18 protein-coding genes and 1 tRNA gene are annotated in these 19,749 nt (G+C 41.8%); 10 read left to right on the top strand and 9 right to left on the bottom strand.

What is annotated here, in order from left to right; translation table 11 throughout:
- The 4 genes from ABI367_RS10125 to ABI367_RS10110 all read right to left on the bottom strand — a co-directional run.
- The coding region (locus ABI367_RS10125) for a HupE/UreJ family protein (protein ID WP_462228109.1) at positions 1-975 on the bottom strand (975 nt) is incomplete at its 3' end.
- Between the two features lie 2 nt (positions 976-977).
- Positions 978-2,093 carry a DUF3500 domain-containing protein gene (locus ABI367_RS10120; RefSeq protein ID WP_462228108.1) on the bottom strand — a complete coding sequence of 372 codons (1,116 nt, stop codon included), beginning with the start codon at positions 2,091-2,093 and terminating at the stop codon, positions 978-980.
- Between the two features lie 313 nt (positions 2,094-2,406).
- Positions 2,407-3,663 carry an MFS transporter gene (locus ABI367_RS10115; protein WP_462228107.1) on the bottom strand — a complete coding sequence of 419 codons (1,257 nt, stop codon included), beginning with the start codon at positions 3,661-3,663 and terminating at the stop codon, positions 2,407-2,409.
- A gap of 31 nt (positions 3,664-3,694) precedes the next feature.
- Positions 3,695-4,123, bottom strand: coding sequence for a MarR family winged helix-turn-helix transcriptional regulator (locus tag ABI367_RS10110; RefSeq protein ID WP_462228106.1), 429 nt, complete (start codon positions 4,121-4,123; stop codon positions 3,695-3,697).
- Positions 4,124-4,290: 167 nt separating this feature from the next.
- Between ABI367_RS10110 and ABI367_RS10105 the strand changes: the two genes are divergently transcribed.
- Genes ABI367_RS10105 through ABI367_RS10090 form a run of 4 tightly spaced genes read left to right on the top strand, consistent with a single transcriptional unit; the run spans position 4,291 to position 9,304 of the window.
- On the top strand, positions 4,291-7,884 hold the full coding sequence (locus ABI367_RS10105) for a DUF4175 family protein (RefSeq protein WP_462228105.1): 3,594 nt from the start codon (positions 4,291-4,293) through the stop codon (positions 7,882-7,884).
- A gap of 1 nt (position 7,885) precedes the next feature.
- Positions 7,886-8,305: an ATP-binding protein gene (locus ABI367_RS10100; RefSeq protein WP_462228104.1), complete on the top strand. Its 420-nt coding sequence runs from the start codon at positions 7,886-7,888 to the stop codon at positions 8,303-8,305.
- Entirely contained in the window at positions 8,306-8,737 is a 432-nt protein-coding gene (ybeY, locus tag ABI367_RS10095) for an rRNA maturation RNase YbeY (RefSeq protein ID WP_462228103.1), read from the top strand.
- Between the two features lie 45 nt (positions 8,738-8,782).
- Positions 8,783-9,304 carry a glutathione peroxidase gene (locus ABI367_RS10090; protein ID WP_462228102.1) on the top strand — a complete coding sequence of 174 codons (522 nt, stop codon included), beginning with the start codon at positions 8,783-8,785 and terminating at the stop codon, positions 9,302-9,304.
- 69 nt (positions 9,305-9,373) lie between these two features.
- Here ABI367_RS10090 and ABI367_RS10085 read toward each other — a convergent pair whose 3' ends face one another.
- The 4 genes from ABI367_RS10085 to ABI367_RS10070 form a co-directional block, all read right to left on the bottom strand.
- The gene (locus ABI367_RS10085) at positions 9,374-10,132 is read right to left on the bottom strand and encodes an MlaD family protein (protein ID WP_462228101.1); all 759 of its coding nucleotides are present in this window, start codon (positions 10,130-10,132) and stop codon (positions 9,374-9,376) included.
- The gene (locus ABI367_RS10080; protein WP_462228100.1) at positions 10,129-10,920 is read right to left on the bottom strand and encodes an ABC transporter ATP-binding protein; all 792 of its coding nucleotides are present in this window, start codon (positions 10,918-10,920) and stop codon (positions 10,129-10,131) included. Before ABI367_RS10080 ends, ABI367_RS10085 begins: the two co-directional genes overlap by 4 nt.
- A gap of 1 nt (position 10,921) precedes the next feature.
- The gene (locus ABI367_RS10075) at positions 10,922-11,701 is read right to left on the bottom strand and encodes an MlaE family ABC transporter permease (protein ID WP_462228099.1); all 780 of its coding nucleotides are present in this window, start codon (positions 11,699-11,701) and stop codon (positions 10,922-10,924) included.
- Between the two features lie 86 nt (positions 11,702-11,787).
- Positions 11,788-12,501, bottom strand: coding sequence for a pirin family protein (locus ABI367_RS10070; protein ID WP_462228098.1), 714 nt, complete (start codon positions 12,499-12,501; stop codon positions 11,788-11,790).
- Positions 12,502-12,592: 91 nt separating this feature from the next.
- On the opposite strand from ABI367_RS10070, the gene ABI367_RS10065 reads away from it, so the two are divergent.
- The 5 genes from ABI367_RS10065 to ABI367_RS10045 all read left to right on the top strand — a co-directional run bounded on the left by ABI367_RS10065 (position 12,593) and on the right by ABI367_RS10045 (position 19,023).
- On the top strand, positions 12,593-13,252 hold the full coding sequence (locus tag ABI367_RS10065; protein ID WP_462228097.1) for an NAD(P)H-binding protein: 660 nt from the start codon (positions 12,593-12,595) through the stop codon (positions 13,250-13,252).
- The gene (locus ABI367_RS10060; protein WP_462228096.1) at positions 13,249-15,117 is read left to right on the top strand and encodes an ABC-F family ATP-binding cassette domain-containing protein; all 1,869 of its coding nucleotides are present in this window, start codon (positions 13,249-13,251) and stop codon (positions 15,115-15,117) included. The genes ABI367_RS10065 and ABI367_RS10060 overlap by 4 nt, the downstream gene beginning before the upstream one ends.
- The gene (locus tag ABI367_RS10055) at positions 15,117-15,371 is read left to right on the top strand and encodes a CBU_0592 family membrane protein (RefSeq protein WP_462228095.1); all 255 of its coding nucleotides are present in this window, start codon (positions 15,117-15,119) and stop codon (positions 15,369-15,371) included. Before ABI367_RS10060 ends, ABI367_RS10055 begins: the two co-directional genes overlap by 1 nt.
- Before the next feature lie 33 nt (positions 15,372-15,404).
- Complete coding sequence (gene mnmG / locus ABI367_RS10050; protein ID WP_462228110.1) at positions 15,405-17,267, top strand: tRNA uridine-5-carboxymethylaminomethyl(34) synthesis enzyme MnmG; 1,863 nt, start codon at positions 15,405-15,407, stop codon at positions 17,265-17,267.
- A 112-nt stretch (positions 17,268-17,379) separates the two neighbouring features.
- A complete protein-coding gene (locus ABI367_RS10045; RefSeq protein ID WP_462228094.1) occupies positions 17,380-19,023 on the top strand; it encodes an Ig-like domain-containing domain in 1,644 nt (547 codons plus the stop codon).
- Here the strand turns inward: ABI367_RS10045 and ABI367_RS10040 are convergent.
- Positions 19,013-19,525, bottom strand: coding sequence for a gamma carbonic anhydrase family protein (locus ABI367_RS10040; protein ID WP_462228093.1), 513 nt, complete (start codon positions 19,523-19,525; stop codon positions 19,013-19,015). The two genes, ABI367_RS10045 and ABI367_RS10040, sit on opposite strands and share 11 nt — an antisense overlap.
- Before the next feature lie 67 nt (positions 19,526-19,592).
- Here ABI367_RS10040 and ABI367_RS10035 point away from each other — a divergent pair.
- Positions 19,593-19,665 (top strand) — tRNA-Gly (locus ABI367_RS10035).
- Positions 19,666-19,749 lie beyond the last annotated feature (84 nt).

Here is a 19,749-nt window from a genome sequence, read left to right as displayed (position 1 = left end):
AAAACCCAGCACACTTAACACCAACTGGCGCGCACCCAGATCTAAATTAGCCAGTACCGTTGCAAACGCCAAGCCATGCACCAACCCAAAACCACCTGCAACAAAAACCTCGCGCCGCGGAAATATCGGGTAAATGGCATGTGCCGCCGAAACAACAATAGATACGGCTATCAATACTTCTACCGGTTGCCCGGGCAACTTAACCCAGCCCATAGCGCCCAATAACAAGGTACACGAGTGGCCCACCGTAAATGCCGTTACTATTTTAAGCAGGTTAACGCAGCTATACTTTAGTCCGCCAAACTTACCCCATCGCTTTTTTAACGGCAGCACCATGGCCGGTAATAGCAGCACCAACAAAAACAGCAGGTGGTCCGTTCCTTCTTTAATATGCTGCATGCCCAGCTTTACCATGCTTACAAAACCCTTCCATGCGCTGCCTTGTTGCAGGTTAACTTGTAAAGGGAAAAGCTTTCCGGTTACGATGTCGGTTTTAATAATACCTATCTGCCGGGCCCCGGCGTCGGTTTGTATACCGTTGCTCCAGTCCTGCTCAATAAATATTAGGGCACTATGGGTTACCACCTGGTGTATAATGGCATCGTAATTAAAGGTGAATTTCCGCAGGTCGTTAATAGCAGCAGGGGTAAGCGTAAACTGCACCACAACCTGGCGGTATTTGCCTACGGCGACGTCTTGCGCGGCATTGGTAGTTATGTTTTGTATGGTGGTTTGCCATGCGCCGCTTTGCGAAATTGCTGCTATATGTTTGGTGAAATAATCCCTAAAGAATGGTGTATTAACCCCGGAGATAGACGTCCCAATAGCGCTTTCCAGTTCGGGCAGGGGCATTTTGGCTTCGCCTTTTATATAGCTATCCAATACCGATAGCTTTACTACCGAGCTTGGCATAGGGTGGGCCCCCGCTACCATCGTGTAAAGGCCCAGTAATAACAGGATAATGTATTTGCGCATTATTACAAATTACCGCCGTAATCTGTTTTTTTATCCCGCCAGATGGAATGCGGGTGGGTGCCTGCAAAAATAGCGCCCTTCTGGCAGGAGTATTCTATCCATACCGATGGACCGTCTATACGCACATAGTCATTGCGGTTTACCATACTTGTTGTACCCGAATAAGAAACATAGGTATCGTTCAATTCGGCAGTATATTTTTTTAGGATCGGGCCGGAGTCTGCCACATCACCTGCATAGGTAGTAATAGCGGCCAAAACCAACGCTTTCTGACTGGCCGATAACGTGCCAACCTTAATACCCGACGGCGTTGCGGGGAAGGCCGTGTCTTTTGTAGGGCCGGTTAATATATCGCTGTAAACCTTGTCTAATTTTGCAGCGGCTAATTGTTTTTCGTCCAGCGCGTTTAACATGGCCGTGAATGCGCCCTGTTCCTGCTGCAATGGCTGATTGTCTTTGCCGTTCCAAACAAATTTTTCAAATGGCTCAATACCTCTAAATGATGGTGTGGCGCCAACCAGTATACCATCTTTATACGTATTGGCAAATGCGGTATGGTGCCCGCCATATTGTATCTCAAAAACACCCTTAGTGGCGGGTGTACCTAAAAAAGCGATGTTAATGTTATTATCGCCATACCTGCCCGAGTTTGCGCCGCCGTTTGCCTTTAAATATTCGTCGGCATTTAATATTTGCTGCAGTTCGTCCCAGCCTTCGTTTGCTGCGGGGCCCGCTAATGCCTTTATCAACGCTTTGGCATATTGTATTTGTTTAGTGGTCATGCTGCCGAAGTTTAAACCCGGGGCTTTAAGCTCGGCACGTACCATTCCCTGCGGCAGGTTGTTCCATTTTTTGGCGTCGCTGACGGTGTAGGGTAACTGCACCACCTGCTGTTGCTGGGGAGTTAGCTGCGCTTTAAAGGCATCAATCAAACATAGTGTTTGTTTTATGCCGGCTTTGGTGGGGCAGCCTTCTACTTTTATAACGTCGGGGTTATAGTTGCGGGTAGTGTCAATACTCATGGTAACCGGAGCACCCGGAATAACATGGTTTTTTTTGATAAAAGCGACAGAAAACGCCAGGATAACGGCAGCCGCTATAATGATCTTGTATTTCACGATTTAATATTTAGGTTAGCTAATTGGCTTTAACTCAGTAAATCTAAATAAATTAACTTGAAAATTAGTGTAAAATTGATATGACCCGTAGGGTCTACCTGTTTGTAGCACCTGGATAAAATAATTGGTGTGCCCCGTTAGGGGCTACCCTTCGCTAATTTGGGTAGCCCCTAACGGGGCAATAATGTAATCGGGATAATTTGTTCTACAAACAGGTAGACCCTACGGGTCAATGTGTTTATACGGAACTCCGGTTAATTTATTTAATTAGCAACTATACTGATAATGAAATAAAAAATTATCAATGAGGCACTTACGCTAATCTTGTTAAAACCCCTGCCGGTGGTTGGGTGGCCTGTGCTTTCAGTTTTTCGCGCCGCAGGTAGCGCCAGTGTAACGCGCCAATTAACAGCGCGGCAATACCCTCGCCCATTAAGGTATTGGTGGTACCTATCCATTTGGATACCGAGCCAACCACCAGTCCGCCAATAGGCTGCATACCAAAAAACGCCATAGCATAAAAGCTGATGACGCGCCCGCGCATTTGCGGGGCAACCGTAGTTTGTATCAACGTATTGCTCACCGTAATTTGCGACATCATGCCAAAGCCGGCTATGGTTACAAATATTAGCGCCAAGGGGTAATTATGTTCGTGCGAGAAAAGGATAAGTCCCGCGCCAAATACCAGTGTGTTTATAAACAATATTTTTTTAAGGTTCCGGCCCGTTTTTATCGACGCTAAAAATATGGCCCCCGAAAATGCGCCCAAGCCTATAAAGCTGTCAATTACCCCAAAGGTTGAGGCAGTGCCTTTAAAAACATCCTTGGCATAATAGGGTATAAGCGTGCTAAAGGGCAATACCAGTAAGCTTATTAATGCCAGCATAACCAGCACAAACGCGATGGATGGCGTGCGTTTAATATAAGCCATGCCTTCCCTTAATTCGCCAAATACATTTTTGGGGTGATTGACTTTAACATATTTGGGCAGGCGCATCATTAACAACGATGCTATAACGGCCATAAAACTAACAGCATTCAAAGCAAAACATACACCATCGCCCAGACTCTCTAACACAATACCGGCAATGCCCGGACCTACAATACGCGACAGGTTTACCATGGATGAGTTTAGGGCCAGCGCGTTGGGGAGGTCGTTTTTATCATTAACCATTTCATACACTAATGATTGGCGCGCCGGTACATCAAAGGCATTGATAATACCCAGTAAAACCGTTAATGATAAAATTCCCCAAACGTTATAATGACCAAGCAGTATTAATATGGCCAGCAAGGCCGCCTGCACCATAGAGGCTATTTGGGTAATGAGCAATACTTTATAGCGGTCATACCTGTCAGACACCACACCGCCTATCAGCGAGAATAAAAACGACGGAAACTGGCTGGCAAACAACGTTAGCCCCAGCATAAATGTAGAATGGGTAAGCGTATAAATAACCCAGCTCACGGCTGTTTTTTGCATCCATGTACCAACCAACGATGCCGATTGCCCTATAAAATACAGCCGGTAATTACGGCTGCCAAATGCTTTAAACGTATTAATGTTCATTCCCTATCCTTCCCATATTGTTAGTTTGCTATTATTCAAAATCTATGATCTTGGTAAGCGGTACAATAGCCTGTTTTAATAATTCCTGTTCTTGTTTACTGCATGTGGCCTCAATGGCCCTTAGTAACCATTCATCAATTTCATTACGCACCTGTAGTAATACGCGTTCGCCTTCGGGGGTTAATGCTATCATTACCTTTCGCTTATCATCCGGCATTGCCGTGCGGGTTGTGTAGCCCAGATCATGCAGATGATTTAATATTTGCGACATGGACTGGTTGGTTATTTTTTCCATTGCTGCAAGTTCGCCCGGCTGTAATGCCTTATGTTTATACAGCAATGCAATGGTTGACCGCTCGGTAAGTGATATATGCTCGCCGGTTGTAGATTCTTTGCGAAGCTTTTTAACAAGCCGGGTAACGGCGGTGCGCAATTGTGAAATATATTGATGATCTTCCATATACAAGGTAAACTTATAAGTTTACCTTACAAATATACAAAGGGCCTTACGTAAAATTATCATAACAATATCATTTCAATAAAAACGAGGCTTTGAATTATTTACTTAATAGTATATCTTTATAAACACTTTTGCGTTATTCTTCGAGTTGAAATAACAACCGGCTTATGAACACGTCTGAAAACTATAGCTTGTTAATTGATAAGATCAATATTTTTATTAAAAAATATTATCTTAATAAGCTATTAAGAGGTATCATCTTTTTAGGTGCGGGTTTGTTTTCGGCATACGTTGTTATTACCCTAAGCGAGTATTTTGGCAATTTTAACCCAACATCGCGCAGCATACTATTTTACAGCTTTATATTGATTAACCTGGGGTTAATAGGCTGGTTAGTTGTACCGCCTTTAATGGCCTGGTTAAAACTGGGGCATACCCTCACGCACGATCAGGCTGCCGAAATTATAGGCCGCCACTTTAATGATGTAAATGATAAGCTGCTAAACACCCTGCAATTGAAAAAGCAGGCCGGTACCGACAGCCGCAGCATTGAACTGATAGAAGCCAGCATCAATCAAAAAATAGAGAATTTAAAGCCTGTTCGTTTCCCTACTGCGGTTAACATTAAAGAAAACCGCCGGTATTTAAAATGGGTGCTGATGCCGTTAAGCGTAATTGTTATTATAGCTTTTGCGGCCCCGTCAATACTAACCGAAAGCACCAAAAGGTTGATCAGGCATAATGAATATTTTGCCCCGGTAGCCCCGTTTAAATTTGTGGTAGAAAACAAGGCGCTATCTGTTGTACAGGGCGATGACCTTAAATTGGATATTAAGCTGGAGGGCAATAGCCTGCCGGCGGATGTTTATATAGAAACCGCCAACAATACTTTTAAACTGGATAAGGATAATGTTACCAAATTTCATTACCTGTTTAATAACATACAGCAAAATACCACATTCAGGCTGGTAGGCAATGGCTTTTCATCAGTACCTTACGAGGTAAAGGTTAATCTGCGCCCGTCATTACTACATTTTGAGGTGGTGTTGAATTACCCGGCCTACCTCAACAAAAAAAGCGAAACCCTACCCAATGCCGGCGATCTTACCCTGCCCGCGGGTACTTCGGTTACCTGGCACCTGCATACGCAAAATGCTACCGGTTTATTGTTTTTTATGAATAACGACAGGCAAGCCGTTAACCCTACAGGCAAGGACCTTTTTGAGCATAGCGAACGCATATTAAAAAATTCGATATATAAAATTGCACCGTTAAACAATGTGGTTAACCACGCCGACTCGGCACTATACCGCATAAACGTTATTGCCGATGAGGCCCCGGCCATCACCGTACAGGAAAAACCCGATTCGGTAAGTTTACGGGCCATTTACTTTAACGGCAGGATACAGGACGACCACGGTTTTTCAAACTTAACTTTTCATTATACCGTTAACCCCGGCGCCGATAAGAGCAAAGAGCATGCGTTTACCAAAGCCGTTAAAGCCGATTTGACACAAACACAATCGGATTTCTTTTATTTATGGAACTTAAAAGAACTGGGCATTAACCCGGGCGACCATGTTACGTACTTTTTTGAGGTGGCCGATAATGACGGCGTATCCGGTCCTAAAAAAACACGCTCGCCCGAAGGCCAGCTAAACGTTCCGGACCAGAAACAGCTTAACGACGATTTAAATAAAGGCACCGAGATAGTTAAGCAAAAAATGCAATCGGCGAGTAAGTTGGCCGCCGAGATTGATCGCGAATCGCAAAAGTTGAACCAAATGTTGTTAAATAAGAGTTCGCTTTCATTTGACGAAAAGAAACAAGTGGAAGATCTGCTGCAAAAACGCAAGGACCTTGACGAATTGGTAAAACAGATACAAGACGAGAATAAAAAGAATTTATATAACCGCCAGGAAAGCCAGCCGCAGCAAAAGGATCTTACCGAGCAGCAAAAAATGATGGAGCAGTTGCTTAATAACGTGCTTGACCCCAAAACACGCGAAATGCTGGAAAAACTGCAACAGCTTTTACAGAACGACCAAAAGGAGGGAACACGCCAGCAACTCTCAAAAATGCAGAACGATAATAAATCGTTAAAACGGGAGCTGGACAGGATGCTGGAGTTGTATAAAAAACTGGAGTTTCAGCAAAAGCTTAACCAAAACATCAGTCAGCTACGGCAGTTAGCGGATAAACAGGATAAACTGGCCGAACAAACCAATAAAGACCCTAACCAGCAAAACAAACCGCAGGACCAGGTAGCTAAAGACCAACAGGCTAAACAGGATCAGACAGCGAAGGATCAACAAGCTAAACAAGACCAGGCAGCTAAGGATCAACAGGCCAAACAGGACCAGGCAGCTAAGGATCAACAGGCCAAACAGGACCAGGCAGCCAACAAGCCGCAGGACCCACAATCTCCACAGGCAGAAAAAGAGGCGCTGCAAAAAGAGCAGGAAAAACAAAAACAGGAGTTTCAGGATATAAAAAAATCATTGGACGACCTGGATAAAGCCAACCAGCAGACCGAGCGCAAGCAGGATTTTGAGAAACCGAAGTTAGAGGAGCAGAATGTCGATGACGCTATGAATAAAGCCAGCGATCAGCTCTCAAAAAACAACCGGCAAAAAGCGGCACAGTCGCAACAGCAATCGGCACAACAAATGAGGCAGATGGCGCAAAAAATGGAGCAGGAAAATCAAGATGAGCAGGAACAACAAAACATTGTTGACGAACACTTGTTACGTGAATTACTAAAGAGCCTGGTTAACAGTTCATTTAGCCAGGAAGCCATTATGCAGAAACTAAAAACCACCAGTCAGCTTGACCCTAATTATGTTACCCTCGCGCAAACGCAAAAGGGAATAAAAGATAATTTAAAAACGGCCGAGGACAGCTTATATTCACTAAGCAAGCGCATACCGCAAATAAAATCAACCGTAAATACAGAGATAAGCAGTATAAATGACCGTATTGACAAGGCCCTTGATAACCTGGGCGACAGAAGGACGGCAGAAGCTAATAACAACCAGCAATACGCCATGACCTCCATGAACAACCTGGCGCTTATGCTAAGTGAGGCGTTAAATAACTTACAGGCATCGTCAAACCAAAGCAAAAGCAGCGGCAAGAGCGGCAAATCAAGACAACAGTCCATGTCGCAATTGGCTAAACAGCAGCAGCAGCTTAATCAAAACATGCAAAAAGCGCGCGAGCAAATGCAGCGGCAAGGCCAGCAACAACAGGGTCAGCAGCAGCAGGGCGGTCAAAATCGAGTACCGGGCCAACAAAATCAGCCGGGCCAGCAGCAGGGCAATAATAACGATATGAGCGAGCAATTTGCCCGTATGGCGCGCGAGCAGCAGCTAATACGCCAGCAATTTCAGGAACTTAGCCGCGAAGCCGGCAAAGAAAAAAGCAGCGCCATACCTAATGCTGATGCTATTTCTAAACAAATGGAACAAACTGAAACGGATCTCGTAAACAGACGTATTACCGATGAAGCGTTAAAGCGCCAGTTGCAGATACAAACACGTTTATTGGAGGCCGAGAAGGCCGAACAGGAGCGCGAGCAGGACCAGCAGCGGCAAAGCCAGGCCGGTAAAGATATGCCGCCGGGATATATAAAGGCCCTGCAGGAGTACCAGCAAATTAAAGCCAAGCAAACGGAACAGATAAAAACTGTACCGCCAAACCTTAATTTGTATTATAAAACAAAAATTAAATCTTATTTTGAGCAACTTAATGCAAAATAATATGCAACAAGTAAATCAGGCCACAGATCTATATACACTACAGCTACCGTCGGCGACGGAAAGCATAACTTTATTGGAGAACCTGATAGAAGAGCTTGCGGATAAATACAAGGTGAGTGATGATGTATTTGCCAATATGATGACCTGCCTTAACGAAGCCCTGAATAACGCTATTTTACACGGCAACAAGCTGGACCCCAATAAAAAGGTAATTGTAAACGCCGAAGTGGATGGCCGCCGCATTACCTGGACCGTTACTGACGAAGGCCCCGGGTTTGACTATGTACACCTGGCCGACCCTACCGCGCCCGAAAACCTGGAAGCTTTAACGGGCAGGGGGGTGTTTATTATTAAACACCTGGCAGATCAATGTGTGTTTAATGCCGCCGGCAACGAGGTTGAACTTCTTTTTAAAATATAAATGCCGCAAATAAGCTTCTTTGAAGAAGACGTTCGTTATAATTTAAAGGACAAAATTAAAGTAAAGCAATGGATAAAAGATACCATTGCTGCCGAAGGCTATAAGCTGGATGAACTAACCTATATTTTTTGTTCGGACGATTACCTGCTTAAAATGAACCAGCAATACCTGGATCATGATACTTATACCGATATCATCACCTTTGATAATTCCACCACCGAAAAAACCATAACCGGCGATATTTTTATATCTGTTGACCGCATCCGCGAAAACGCTGCCAAATTTGATCAAACCATTGTTAATGAATTACATAGGGTAATTATACATGGCGTACTCCATTTATTGGGTTATAAAGACAAAACACCCGCGGATAACAAAAAAATGACACAAATGGAGGATAAATATTTGGTAAAGAGGACGTTTAATATCTAATTTTACACCAGACAACACCAATTTTTTATTTAAAAACTTAAAACCATGAAAACACTTGCATTAATATTTTCATTAATATTTGTTACAGCCGTTGCCAAAGCACCAGAAACCGTATACTCGTTTAGTCTTAAGACTTTAGACAACGCAGATTTTTCTTTAGCCAAATACAAAGGCAAAAAAATATTAATCGTAAACACAGCATCAAAATGTGGTTATACACCGCAGTTTGAAGCGCTGCAAAAATTAGCAGACCTATACAAAGATAAACTGGTAGTAATTGGTTTCCCGGCCAATAATTTTGCTAACCAAGAACCTGGAACTCCGGCTGAAATAAAAGCCTGCCAGGCTACTAATAAAGCGCATTTTTTACTTACTGAAAAAGTAAGTGTTAAGGGCGATGATATAGCTCCGTTATTTAAATATTTAACAACCGCGCCAAATCCTGATTTTACGGGCGAGATCAAATGGAATTTTGAGAAATTTTTAATTGACGAAAATGGTAATTTAATCCATCGTTTCCGCTCGGCTGTAATACCAACATCTGAAGAGATCACCAAATATTTATAATATACTCGGGTACATATTAAACAAAGTAAGGCTACTCAAATGATCAGTAGCCTTTCTTTGTTTTGGTGTTTAGTTTTTTGATGAGCCATTTTTTGCGTCCTGGGCTTTTTGTATAGAGTCCTGTTTGGCTTTGGCTGCTTTCTTTTTCTTGTTAAAGAATCCTTTAAGCAGGAAGTTGCCCTGGGCTGCCTTAAGGTCCTCATTTAAAGTCGCTGAAGTTTGATGCACATTTTTAATGGTTTTTTGCGCCTGCGCTACTGTGGCTTCCATGTTTTTGGCCATCTTATCATTATTTAACAGGCGTCCTATACTACCCTGGCCATTATTTATTTTACCCACAATTTGCGATAAGCTATTAATAAGCGAGCCGGCATCATCGGCCATATGGGTAACCTTGCCTATAATTTTGTCTACATCAATAGGATTGACAGAGCCTATTAGCTGACCATCTTTAACCATTTGGGTAGTACTAGCGCCACCCGGAGATATTACGATTAGTTTATCGCCCATTAAACCGTCGCTGCCGATGTTCATTTTTGCATCTGTCTTTATAAACTTCTTTACATCATTATCAATGTTTACAATCACCTTAACAGCGGTATCATTTTGTATTTGTATATCATTAACAACGCCTACATTAATACCGGCAAAACGCACATTATTACCTATTTGCAAACCATTAACGTTGTTAAATACACCGCTTAGCTGAATGGTTGAGCTAAACAGGCTTTTCTGATTTCCTATAAAAAATACGGCAAAAATCAGTACCAGTATACCCACTACGGTGAATATGCCAATTTTTAGTTTTTGTGAAGGGGTTGCTTTCATGATATGTCTTTAAAAAATGATTTTACAATTTTGTTGGTTGATTTATGCAGCGCATCAAATGTGCCCTCGGCTATAAATTCGCCTTCGTCCATAATTACTACACGATCGGCAGTTATGCGCGCGCATTCCATATCATGTGTTATGATGATGGATGATGGTTTATATTTTTTCTGCATGTTTAATATCAGCTCGCTTATTTCGCGGGAGGTTATGGGGTCGAGGCCGGTTGTTGGCTCGTCATAAAGCATTATTTCGGGCTTTATAATAAGTGTGCGGGCAAGGCCTATTCGTTTACGCATACCGCCCGACAGGTCAGACGGCAGTTTTTCGGTAGCATCGGCCAGGCCAACGCCCTCCAGTACTTCTTCTACACGTTTATCAATATCGCTTTGGTCGGTTAGCTTTAGTACACGTGTAAGCGGAAACTCGAGGTTTTCTCTTACGGTCATGGAATCATAAAGGGCTCCGCTTTGAAACAGGAAGCCTATCTTCATGCGGAGTTCTTTTAACTCATCGTTGTTCATATCGGCAACTTCTTCGCCAAATACTTTTAACGAGCCTTCATCAGGCGTTAACAAGCCTACTATACATTGTATTGCAACTGATTTGCCTTGACCCGACCGGCCCAGCACAACCACATTTTCGCCGCGTTTTAAATTAAGGGTAATGTTTTTTAGAACCTCTTTATCGCCAAAAGATTTTTTAACCCCTTTCATTTCGATCACATTGTCGCCTTTTCCCTTTATTTCGGTTCTTTCGGGTTTGTTTATTATTTTATCTTCTTCCATGTTATTTATAAAATAATAAACTGGTTATCTGAACCGCAATAGCATCAATAACAAAAATCCATAGCGAGGCTGTTACCACGGCGGAGTTTGCAGCAATACCAACGCTTTCGGTGCCTTTGCTTGAGTGGAAGCCTTTATAGCAACCCACAAAGCCTATGGCCAGGCCAAAAAATATGGTTTTAATAACCGCGGGTAAAAAGTCAGTAAAATCCAGAGAAGCTACCACCTTGGTAGCATACAGGGACCCGCTGATATGGTCGCGCAGGTTTAGTGCGAGGAAGCCGCCAAACAAACCGATAACATCGCCCATAAGGGATAAAAGCGGCACCATTAAGGTTGTAGCTAATATACGGGTAACCACAAGGTACTGCAGGGGGTTGGCGCCTGACACTTCCATGGCATCTAACTGCTCGGTAACTTTCATGCTGCCCAGCTCGGCACCAATACTTGAGGCTATTTTACCGGCACAGATAATGGCTATAATAACCGGCCCAATCTCGCGGACGAAGGAAACGGATAGCGTTTTGGGCAGCATACTTGCCGCCCCAAAAGCTACCAGGGTGGGCCTTAATTGTAAAATTAAAACCACGCCCATTATAAAAGAGGTAATGCCAACCAGCATAAATGAGCGGTAGCCGATTTCGTAACATTGCCTTACAAATTCAGACCACTCAAAGCCGCCAACAAATATATTTTTAACAAACCGGTTGAAAAAATTGACCTGATCGCCAACGTCCTCCATCCATTTTTTCCAGCCGGGTATTGCAACTTCTTCTGCCATGTTGATATTATTTAAGTGTTAAAACAATTAAATATTTAATTGTTTGATAACGGTTCAATAATATCAGCCGCGGCCAATAAAAAGTGTTACATCATGGGGATATCCATTATCAACAATCGGGTATGTGCCTCGGTTTCAATAAGTATTGAACCGGTATCATAAACACCCAAAGCATCCCTTTTGTTTAGCAACTGATCGTTTATTTTTACCGACCCTTCAATAACAAATATATATGCGCCATTTTCCGGGCGGGTTATGGTATAGTCAATTTGTTTTCCGGCGTCAAAATCACCCATCGAAAAAGTAGCATCCTGGTTTATCCAAAGGCTGTCTTTACTATCCTTGTCTGGCGATACTAAAGTAACCAGCTTATTTATTTCTAAAACGTCAGTAAAGCTTTTTTGATCGTACCTTGGTTTAATATTCCTTTCTTTAGGGAACAGCCATATTTGCAACGTATTGGCCCCCTCTGTTTGAGAATGATTATATTCTGAGTGTGTTACTCCCGACCCAGCGGACATTACTTGTATCTCGCCCGAATGGATCACGCCGATGTTACCCATGCTGTCTTTATGTTCTAAAGCACCTTCAAGGGGTATGGTAATGATCTCCATATTATCATGCGGATGGGTTCCAAAACCGGCACCCGCTTCAATAATATCGTCATTTAATACCCTTAAAGCCCCAAAATGTACTTTTTCGGGATGGTAATACGGACCAAAGCTGAATGAAAATTTAGCTTTTAACCATCCGATATCGTTTGTTCCACGCTCGTTGGCGGGATAAAATATTGTTTTCATATCTATATTGTTTTATAATTACATGTTTAAACATACAAATTTTATTCCACAAATTATTTATGTGTATTTTTGCCCAAACTATTGATAATATATGTCATTTAAAGCGGTAATAATAGGCGCAAGCGGACTTATTGGCAGAAACCTGGTTGATAAGTTGTTAATGAGTAATAATTATACTGAAGTTACCAGCCTTGCCCGCAAAAAACTTCCTATACATAGTTCAAAGCTAAAACAAATTATTATTGATTTTGACCATTTAGAAGACTATGCGGAACACATTAACGGGCGTGCCATATTTTGTTGTTTAGGCTCGACCCGTAAAAAAACGCCCGACTTAACTGAATACCATAAAATTGACCATGATTATACTGTAAAGATGGCAGAGATCGGCGCAAAAAATGGGGTGGAGCAGTTTCATTTGGTTTCATCACTTGGCGCAGACGAACAGTCATTAAATTTTTACCTTAAAATGAAAGGCGAAACAGAAAACGATATTAAAGGTATGGCCTACAAAAGTATTCATATTTACCGCCCATCGGTTTTAATTGGGCCCCGTACCGATAGCACCCGTTTTGAACGTTTCACCATAAAACTAATGTTATTATTAAACCCCGTGCTGTTTGGGCCGTTAAAAAAATATAAAACAATTGCAGCAAAAACAGTGGCATCGGCCATGTATAAACAGTCCATTAAACATAATCAGCAGGGTGTATTTATCTACCAATCTGATCAAATAAAAAAATTAGCGTGAGCACATATATATCTGCCGAAAATTTAGGGCACTCTTTTCATGATAACTGGTTGTTTAAAAATGTATCTATTGGTATTAACCGGGGCCGCAGGGTGGCGCTGGTTGGCATAAATGGAGCCGGGAAAACAACTTTATTAAAATTATTGGCGGGTTCATTAAAACCAACCGAGGGTAAGGTAGCCCAAATGAAGGACCTTAATATGGGGTATCTGGAACAAGATCCTAATTTTAAAAATGCGGTAACCATTAGCGACTATATTTTTCACGCTGATAATATACAACAACAGGCCATCAGGAAATACGAGGAGCTGTTAGAGAACGACCCCGACAATAGCAAAGCCATAGAAAAAGTAATGGAGGAATTAAGCGATGTGGATGCCTGGGAATATGAATATAAGATAAAAACCATATTAGGCCGCTTAGATATACATCACCTTAACCAAAGCATAAACACCTTATCCGGCGGTCAAAAAAAGCGGCTGGCGCTTGCCCGGCTCTTAATTGAAGATCCGGATATATATATATTGGATGAGCCAACCAACCACCTGGATATTGATACTATTGAATGGCTGGAAAAACTACTCACCGATGGCTCAAAAACCATATTAATGGTTACGCACGACAGGTACTTTTTAGATAACGTGTGTAATGAGATACTGGAGATAGATAAAGGGAAAATTATTCCGTATGTAGGTAACTACGGCTATTATTTAGAGCGAAAAGCAGAACGGGAGGCATCAGACGAAGCGACTTTTCAAAAAAACAGCAATTTATTACGCAAAGAGCTGGAGTGGATGCGCAGACAACCTAAGGCCAGGGGAACCAAATCTAAATCGCGCATTGATGCATTTTATGATCTGGAAAGCAAAACGCAAAATAATGGCCCTAAGGTAAATGTGGAGCTAAGTGTTAAAACAGCGCGCCAAGGCAACAAAATAATGGAGATAAAGGATATAAGTAAATCTTTTAGCGGACGCCCATTTGTTAATCACTTTAATTATGTATTTAAAAAGGGTGACCGTATTGGCCTTGCCGGGAAAAACGGCACAGGCAAATCAACCCTGTTAAACTTAATTACCGGCGAGTTACAGCCGGATAGCGGCATGGTTGATAAAGGCGAAACAACTGTTTTTGGATACTTTCACCAATCGGGCATTGCCTTTAACGATGATGACCGCGTGATAGACATTGTAAAAAATGTTGCTGAGTTTATTACCATGGCCGATGGAAAGATGATATCGGCATCGGCATTGCTTACTTTATTTCTTTTTCCGCCGGCTAAACAATATGGTTTTGTATCCAAGCTTAGTGGGGGCGAAAAAAAGCGCCTGCTGTTAATGCAGGTATTAATGAAGAACCCTAACTTTTTGATACTGGATGAGCCAACCAACGACCTGGATATTGACACACTAAATGTATTAGAAGAGTTTTTAACCAATTATGGCGGCGTGCTGATGATGGTATCGCACGACAGGTATTTGCTGGATAAGCTGACCGACCAGCTATTTATTATGGAAGAAGGCGGCCATGTGCGTATATATAACGGCAACTATTCTTCTTATCGTTTGGATTTGGAGGATGAAAAGCAGGAAATTAAAAACAACAAGGCTACAGCGGCGGCACCTTCATCCGCCTCAACAAAAAAAAGCAAATTGAGTTTTAAAGAGCAAAAGGAGCTGGAAACTTTAGAAAGCGAAATAAAAGCAGTGGAGGATCAAATAAAAACAGTTACCACGCAACTCAATACAAGTAACATTGAAAACAATAAGGTTATTGAGTTGTCGCAAAAAATAACCGAATTAAATAGCGAGCTGGATGAAAAAAGTATGCGCTGGATTGAACTGACAGAATTAAAAGAAGCATAATGTTACTATCAGATATCATAGCATCATTAGGTGTAATTATACTTTTAGTTGCATTTTTATTAAATTTATATAAAAAAGTTAAGGCCGAAAGCCGCACCTACACGCTATTAAATTTTATAGGCGCAGCTATGTGTGGGGTATCATCATATTTAATACGGTTTTATCCGTTTGTAGTTTTAGAGGGTATTTGGGCGGCGTTTGCGCTGTTCTCGTTTTTTAATGTTCCACGTGGAACATCGGGAAAAACAAAATAATTTATATGTTCCACGTGGAACATGGGAGGTGAAATGTTTAAAAAATATAATGTAATTGTAGTGGGCGCCGGTCATGCCGGCTGTGAGGCGGCGGCAGCGGCAGCAAACTTAGGTTCATCCGTTTTGCTGGTTACCATGAATATGGGCACCATTGCCCAAATGAGCTGCAACCCGGCTATGGGCGGCGTGGCCAAAGGTCAAATTGTGCGCGAGATTGATGCGATGGGAGGATATTCGGGTATTATTACGGATAAAACTTCTTTACAATTCAGGATGCTTAACCGCTCAAAAGGGCCTGCTATGTGGAGCCCGCGGGCTCAAAGCGACCGTATGCGCTTTGCTGAAGAATGGCGATTGGCCTTAGAGCGTACACCCAATGTTGATTTTTGGCAGGATATGGTAAGCTCGCTATTGGTTAAGGACAATAAAGTTTGTGGCGTAAAAACATCCATTGGTGTAGAGATAGAGGCGGATGCAGTGGTGCTTACTAACGGGACATTTTTAAATGGCATTATACATATTGGCGAAAAGAAATTTGGCGGTGGTCGCGCTGCCGAACGTGCAGCTACGGGCATAACTGAACAGCTATTAGAATTAGGATTTGAATCTGGCCGGATGAAAACAGGTACGCCACCCAGGGTAGATGGCCGAAGTCTAAACTACTCCTTAATGGAGGAACAATGGGGCGATGAAGAACGGGGCCGCTTCTCATACACCGACGTGGAAATGATACAGGAGCAACGCTGCTGCTGGATAACTTATACCAACACTAATGTACACGAAACGTTAAAAGAAGGGTTTGAAAAATCGCCCATGTTTACCGGGAGAATCAAAGGATTGGGCCCGCGTTATTGCCCATCCATTGAGGACAAAATAAATCGCTTTGCAGAGCGCGACAGGCACCAGATATTTGTAGAACCGGAAGGTTTAAATACCGTTGAAATGTATATCAATGGCTTCTCTACCTCATTGCCAGAGGATGTACAATACAAAGCATTAAAGCAAATACCAGGGTTTGAAGACGTAAAAATGCTTAGACCGGGTTATGCTATTGAATATGATTTTTTTCCGCCAACCCAGTTGGACCTGACATTACAGACCAAAAAAATAAGCAACTTGTTTTTTGCCGGACAGATAAACGGAACCACGGGTTATGAGGAAGCAGCATCACAAGGGTTTATCGCCGGTATTAACGCGCACCAAAAGGTATATGATAAACACGAGCTTATAATGAAAAGGTCAGAATCATATATCGGTGTATTAATTGATGACCTGGTAACCAAAGGGACGGAAGAGCCGTACCGAATGTTTACCTCAAGAGCCGAACACCGGTTGCTATTACGGCAAGACAACGCGGATATCAGGCTGAGCCCTATCGGTCATCAATTGGGTTTAATAAATGATGAGCGCTTAGAAAAGGTAAATCAAAAAGTAAAAAACTCGGATGATATTGTGGCATTTACCCGGAGTAAATCCATAAGCCCATCTGATGTAAATACTTTATTAGAAAGTGTAGAAACAAGCCCGCTATCGCAGAGTGCCAAATTATTTAATTTGTTGAGCCGTCCGCAAATAACATTTGCTGATTTAATTAATGTAGACAGCGGCCTTAAAAATTTATTATCTGCCTACGATAAAGAAACTATTGAGCAGGCTGAAATAAAAATCAAATACGAGAGTTATTTTGAAAAGGAAATGGAAATTGTTGACCGCATGAAAAAAATGGAAGACCGCGAGATCAATGCCGAATTTGATTATCATAAATTACAATCGCTATCAAAAGAGGCCCGCGAAAAGCTGATGCGGATAAAACCCCGAACATTGGGGCAAGCATCGCGCATTTCGGGGGTTTCGCCATCAGACATATCCGTTTTAATGGTCCATATATCAAAATAGGATATAAACATTTGATAATCAATGTTTTATAAAATTTTAAATATAAGCCAATATTTTTAAATCAGCATATAAATCCTTATCAAAACAAAAAAATTGCTTATTTCGCTTAAAAATGACGTTAAATAAAAAGTGGCCTAAAACTGTTCAATTGTTATTGCTTTTTGTGGTATTGCTGCTCGCTTTTGGCTGCGCCGTGCCTCAAAAACCACAGGGAGGTCCTCGCGATATTTTACCACCCAAATTATTGCTGGCCACACCGGCAAATCAAACTCGTAATTTTACCGGGAAACAAATTAAATTAGATTTTGACGAATATTTTAAATTAAACAACCCGTACCAGGAAATAACCATAAGCCCGACGCAGGAAGGAACACCGGATTATAGGATCAAACAAAAAAGCCTGATTATTACATTAAGGGACACCTTGCAAAAAAACACCACTTATGTAATAAATTTTGGTAAGGCCGTTTTAGATGTTAATGAAGGTAATCAGCTAAAAAACTTTACCTATGTTTTTTCTACCGGCCCATATATTGACTCATTAAGTATTTCGGGGAATGTTACGAATGATTTCTCATTAGACAAACAAAAAGATGTATCGGTTTTACTGTTCACCCAAAAACAGGACTCGCTTTTATTTGGTAAAAAGAAGCCGCCCATATTTACCAGTACCGATACCTCCGGAAACTTTACACTGGGCAATTTACATTCCGGCACCTATAAATTGTACGCGCTAAAGGAAACCACCCCAGACAGAATATATAATAACGAGAATGAACTTATTGGCTTCCCCACAAAAACTATAACACTTACAAAAGACACTTCGGGTGTAAACTTACATTTGTTTAAGCAGGTTCCCGTAAAATTCAGGCTTATCGACCACCGTTTTGATGTTGACGGTAAAATACTGCTCACCTTTAACCGTCGCCTGGAAAAGCCGGCTTTGAGGATAATATCATCATCGGCTTTGAATGATCAAAAATTTGTAGAGTTTACACCAACAAAAGATACCGCATACGTTTATATGCGTAGCATGGACTTTGATTCGCTTAAAATTGCCGTGCTGGATAACAATAAACCCCTTGATACCGCCACGTTGCGTAAAGGTCGCAAAGAAACTTTTGTGCATACCATAGCGATGTACACCAATGCAGACGCAGGTAATTTAATAAAGCCGGGTAACAACCTGGAGATATTAACTAATACGCCTTTAACTGCTGTTTTAAAATCATTAATAACATTAAAGCAGGACTCGACAATAGTGACAAATTTTACGATTTTAAGGGATACCGGTAATACCAAGCGTTTTTCCATACGATACCCGTGGAGGCAAAATGCCACCTACCTGCTAACCTTTAGTGAAGGCGCTTTAACCGGATTTTTTGGTGAAAAAAACAAAGTGGCCAACAAAAGATTCAGTTTAGATAAGCCGGACAATTATAGCCTGTTAACCTTAAAAATATCTGTTCCTGACACCGCACGAAGCTATATAGTAGAATTACTTAACGAAACGGCCAATGTTTTACGTACCGATGTAATAAAGAAAAACGCTTCGCTTGATTACCGTAATTATTTGGTAGGTAAATATAAAGTACGGGTAACCTATGATACCAACCGAAACGGTAAATGGGACAGCGGTAGCCTGAAAGAAAACCGGCAGCCTGAGCATGTTTGGATTGACCCTAAGTTAATGACATTAAGGCCAAACTTTGATATTGAGGAGACCGTTGATATACCGCCTGAGCCTACGCCTTAAACCAGCCCGAATACATGATATAATTATTGGGTAACCTATCCAGCATTTCGCGCTGCTCGGTAGTTAGTGGCTTTATTTTTTTGGCCGGGGTGCCCGCATATAAATACCCTGATTCGCAAAGCGTTTTTTCAAGCACTACAGATCCGGCAGCGATGATAACATACGGCTCAACCACCGCATGATCCATTACTATGGCTCCCATGCCTATTAAAACATTGTCATGCAGCGTACAGCCATGCACCAGGGCATTGTGCCCTATAGATACATTATTACCAATATTAGTCGGCGCTTTTAAATAGGTGGCATGTATAACGGCGCCATCCTGTATATTGGTATTGTTACCTATTTTGATGTAATGCACATCCCCACGTATTACGGCGTTAAACCATACTGAACAATTATCGCCCATTACTACATCACCAACTATGGTGGCATTTTCGGCAATAAAGCAGTCATGGCCCCAACTTGGGCTTTTATCTTTTACGGGTAGTATAACGGGCATTATATAATGAGTGATTTAGCGAATTATTGAATGAGTGAATATAAATAATTATGTTTGATAAACATTAGCGGAAATAGCTCAGTTGGTAGAGCATCAGTTTCCCAAACTGAAGGCCGCGGGTTCGAATCCCGTTTCCCGCTCTTAAAAGTATGAAAAAAACACTTTTATTAGTACTTCTAATCTGTTTAATATGGCAAAAAAATTGCTTTCCGCAATATACTATT

Origin of the sequence: Mucilaginibacter sp., assembly GCF_039935595.1 — a bacterium.
Lineage (GTDB): Bacteria > Bacteroidota > Bacteroidia > Sphingobacteriales > Sphingobacteriaceae > Mucilaginibacter.
This window is presented reverse-complemented; position numbering and strand designations above follow the sequence as displayed.

Excerpts from the sequence above, each read along its gene's own strand:
- ABI367_RS10100 (WP_462228104.1), top strand. The coding sequence starts at position 7,886 with ATGCAACAAGTAAATCAGGCCACAGATCTATATACACTACAGCTACCG.
- ABI367_RS10085 (WP_462228101.1), bottom strand. The coding sequence starts at position 10,132 with ATGAAAGCAACCCCTTCACAAAAACTAAAAATTGGCATATTCACCGTA.
- ybeY (WP_462228103.1), top strand. The coding sequence starts at position 8,306 with ATGCCGCAAATAAGCTTCTTTGAAGAAGACGTTCGTTATAATTTAAAG.
- ABI367_RS10045 (WP_462228094.1), top strand. The coding sequence starts at position 17,380 with ATGACGTTAAATAAAAAGTGGCCTAAAACTGTTCAATTGTTATTGCTT.
- ABI367_RS10080 (WP_462228100.1), bottom strand. The coding sequence starts at position 10,920 with ATGGAAGAAGATAAAATAATAAACAAACCCGAAAGAACCGAAATAAAG.
- ABI367_RS10110 (WP_462228106.1), bottom strand. The coding sequence starts at position 4,123 with ATGGAAGATCATCAATATATTTCACAATTGCGCACCGCCGTTACCCGG.
- ABI367_RS10105 (WP_462228105.1), top strand. The coding sequence starts at position 4,291 with ATGAACACGTCTGAAAACTATAGCTTGTTAATTGATAAGATCAATATT.
- ABI367_RS10115 (WP_462228107.1), bottom strand. The coding sequence starts at position 3,663 with ATGAACATTAATACGTTTAAAGCATTTGGCAGCCGTAATTACCGGCTG.
- mnmG (WP_462228110.1), top strand. The coding sequence starts at position 15,405 with ATGTTTAAAAAATATAATGTAATTGTAGTGGGCGCCGGTCATGCCGGC.
- ABI367_RS10040 (WP_462228093.1), bottom strand. The coding sequence starts at position 19,525 with ATGCCCGTTATACTACCCGTAAAAGATAAAAGCCCAAGTTGGGGCCAT.
- ABI367_RS10090 (WP_462228102.1), top strand. The coding sequence starts at position 8,783 with ATGAAAACACTTGCATTAATATTTTCATTAATATTTGTTACAGCCGTT.
- ABI367_RS10075 (WP_462228099.1), bottom strand. The coding sequence starts at position 11,701 with ATGGCAGAAGAAGTTGCAATACCCGGCTGGAAAAAATGGATGGAGGAC.
- ABI367_RS10065 (WP_462228097.1), top strand. The coding sequence starts at position 12,593 with ATGTCATTTAAAGCGGTAATAATAGGCGCAAGCGGACTTATTGGCAGA.
- ABI367_RS10055 (WP_462228095.1), top strand. The coding sequence starts at position 15,117 with ATGTTACTATCAGATATCATAGCATCATTAGGTGTAATTATACTTTTA.
- ABI367_RS10070 (WP_462228098.1), bottom strand. The coding sequence starts at position 12,501 with ATGAAAACAATATTTTATCCCGCCAACGAGCGTGGAACAAACGATATC.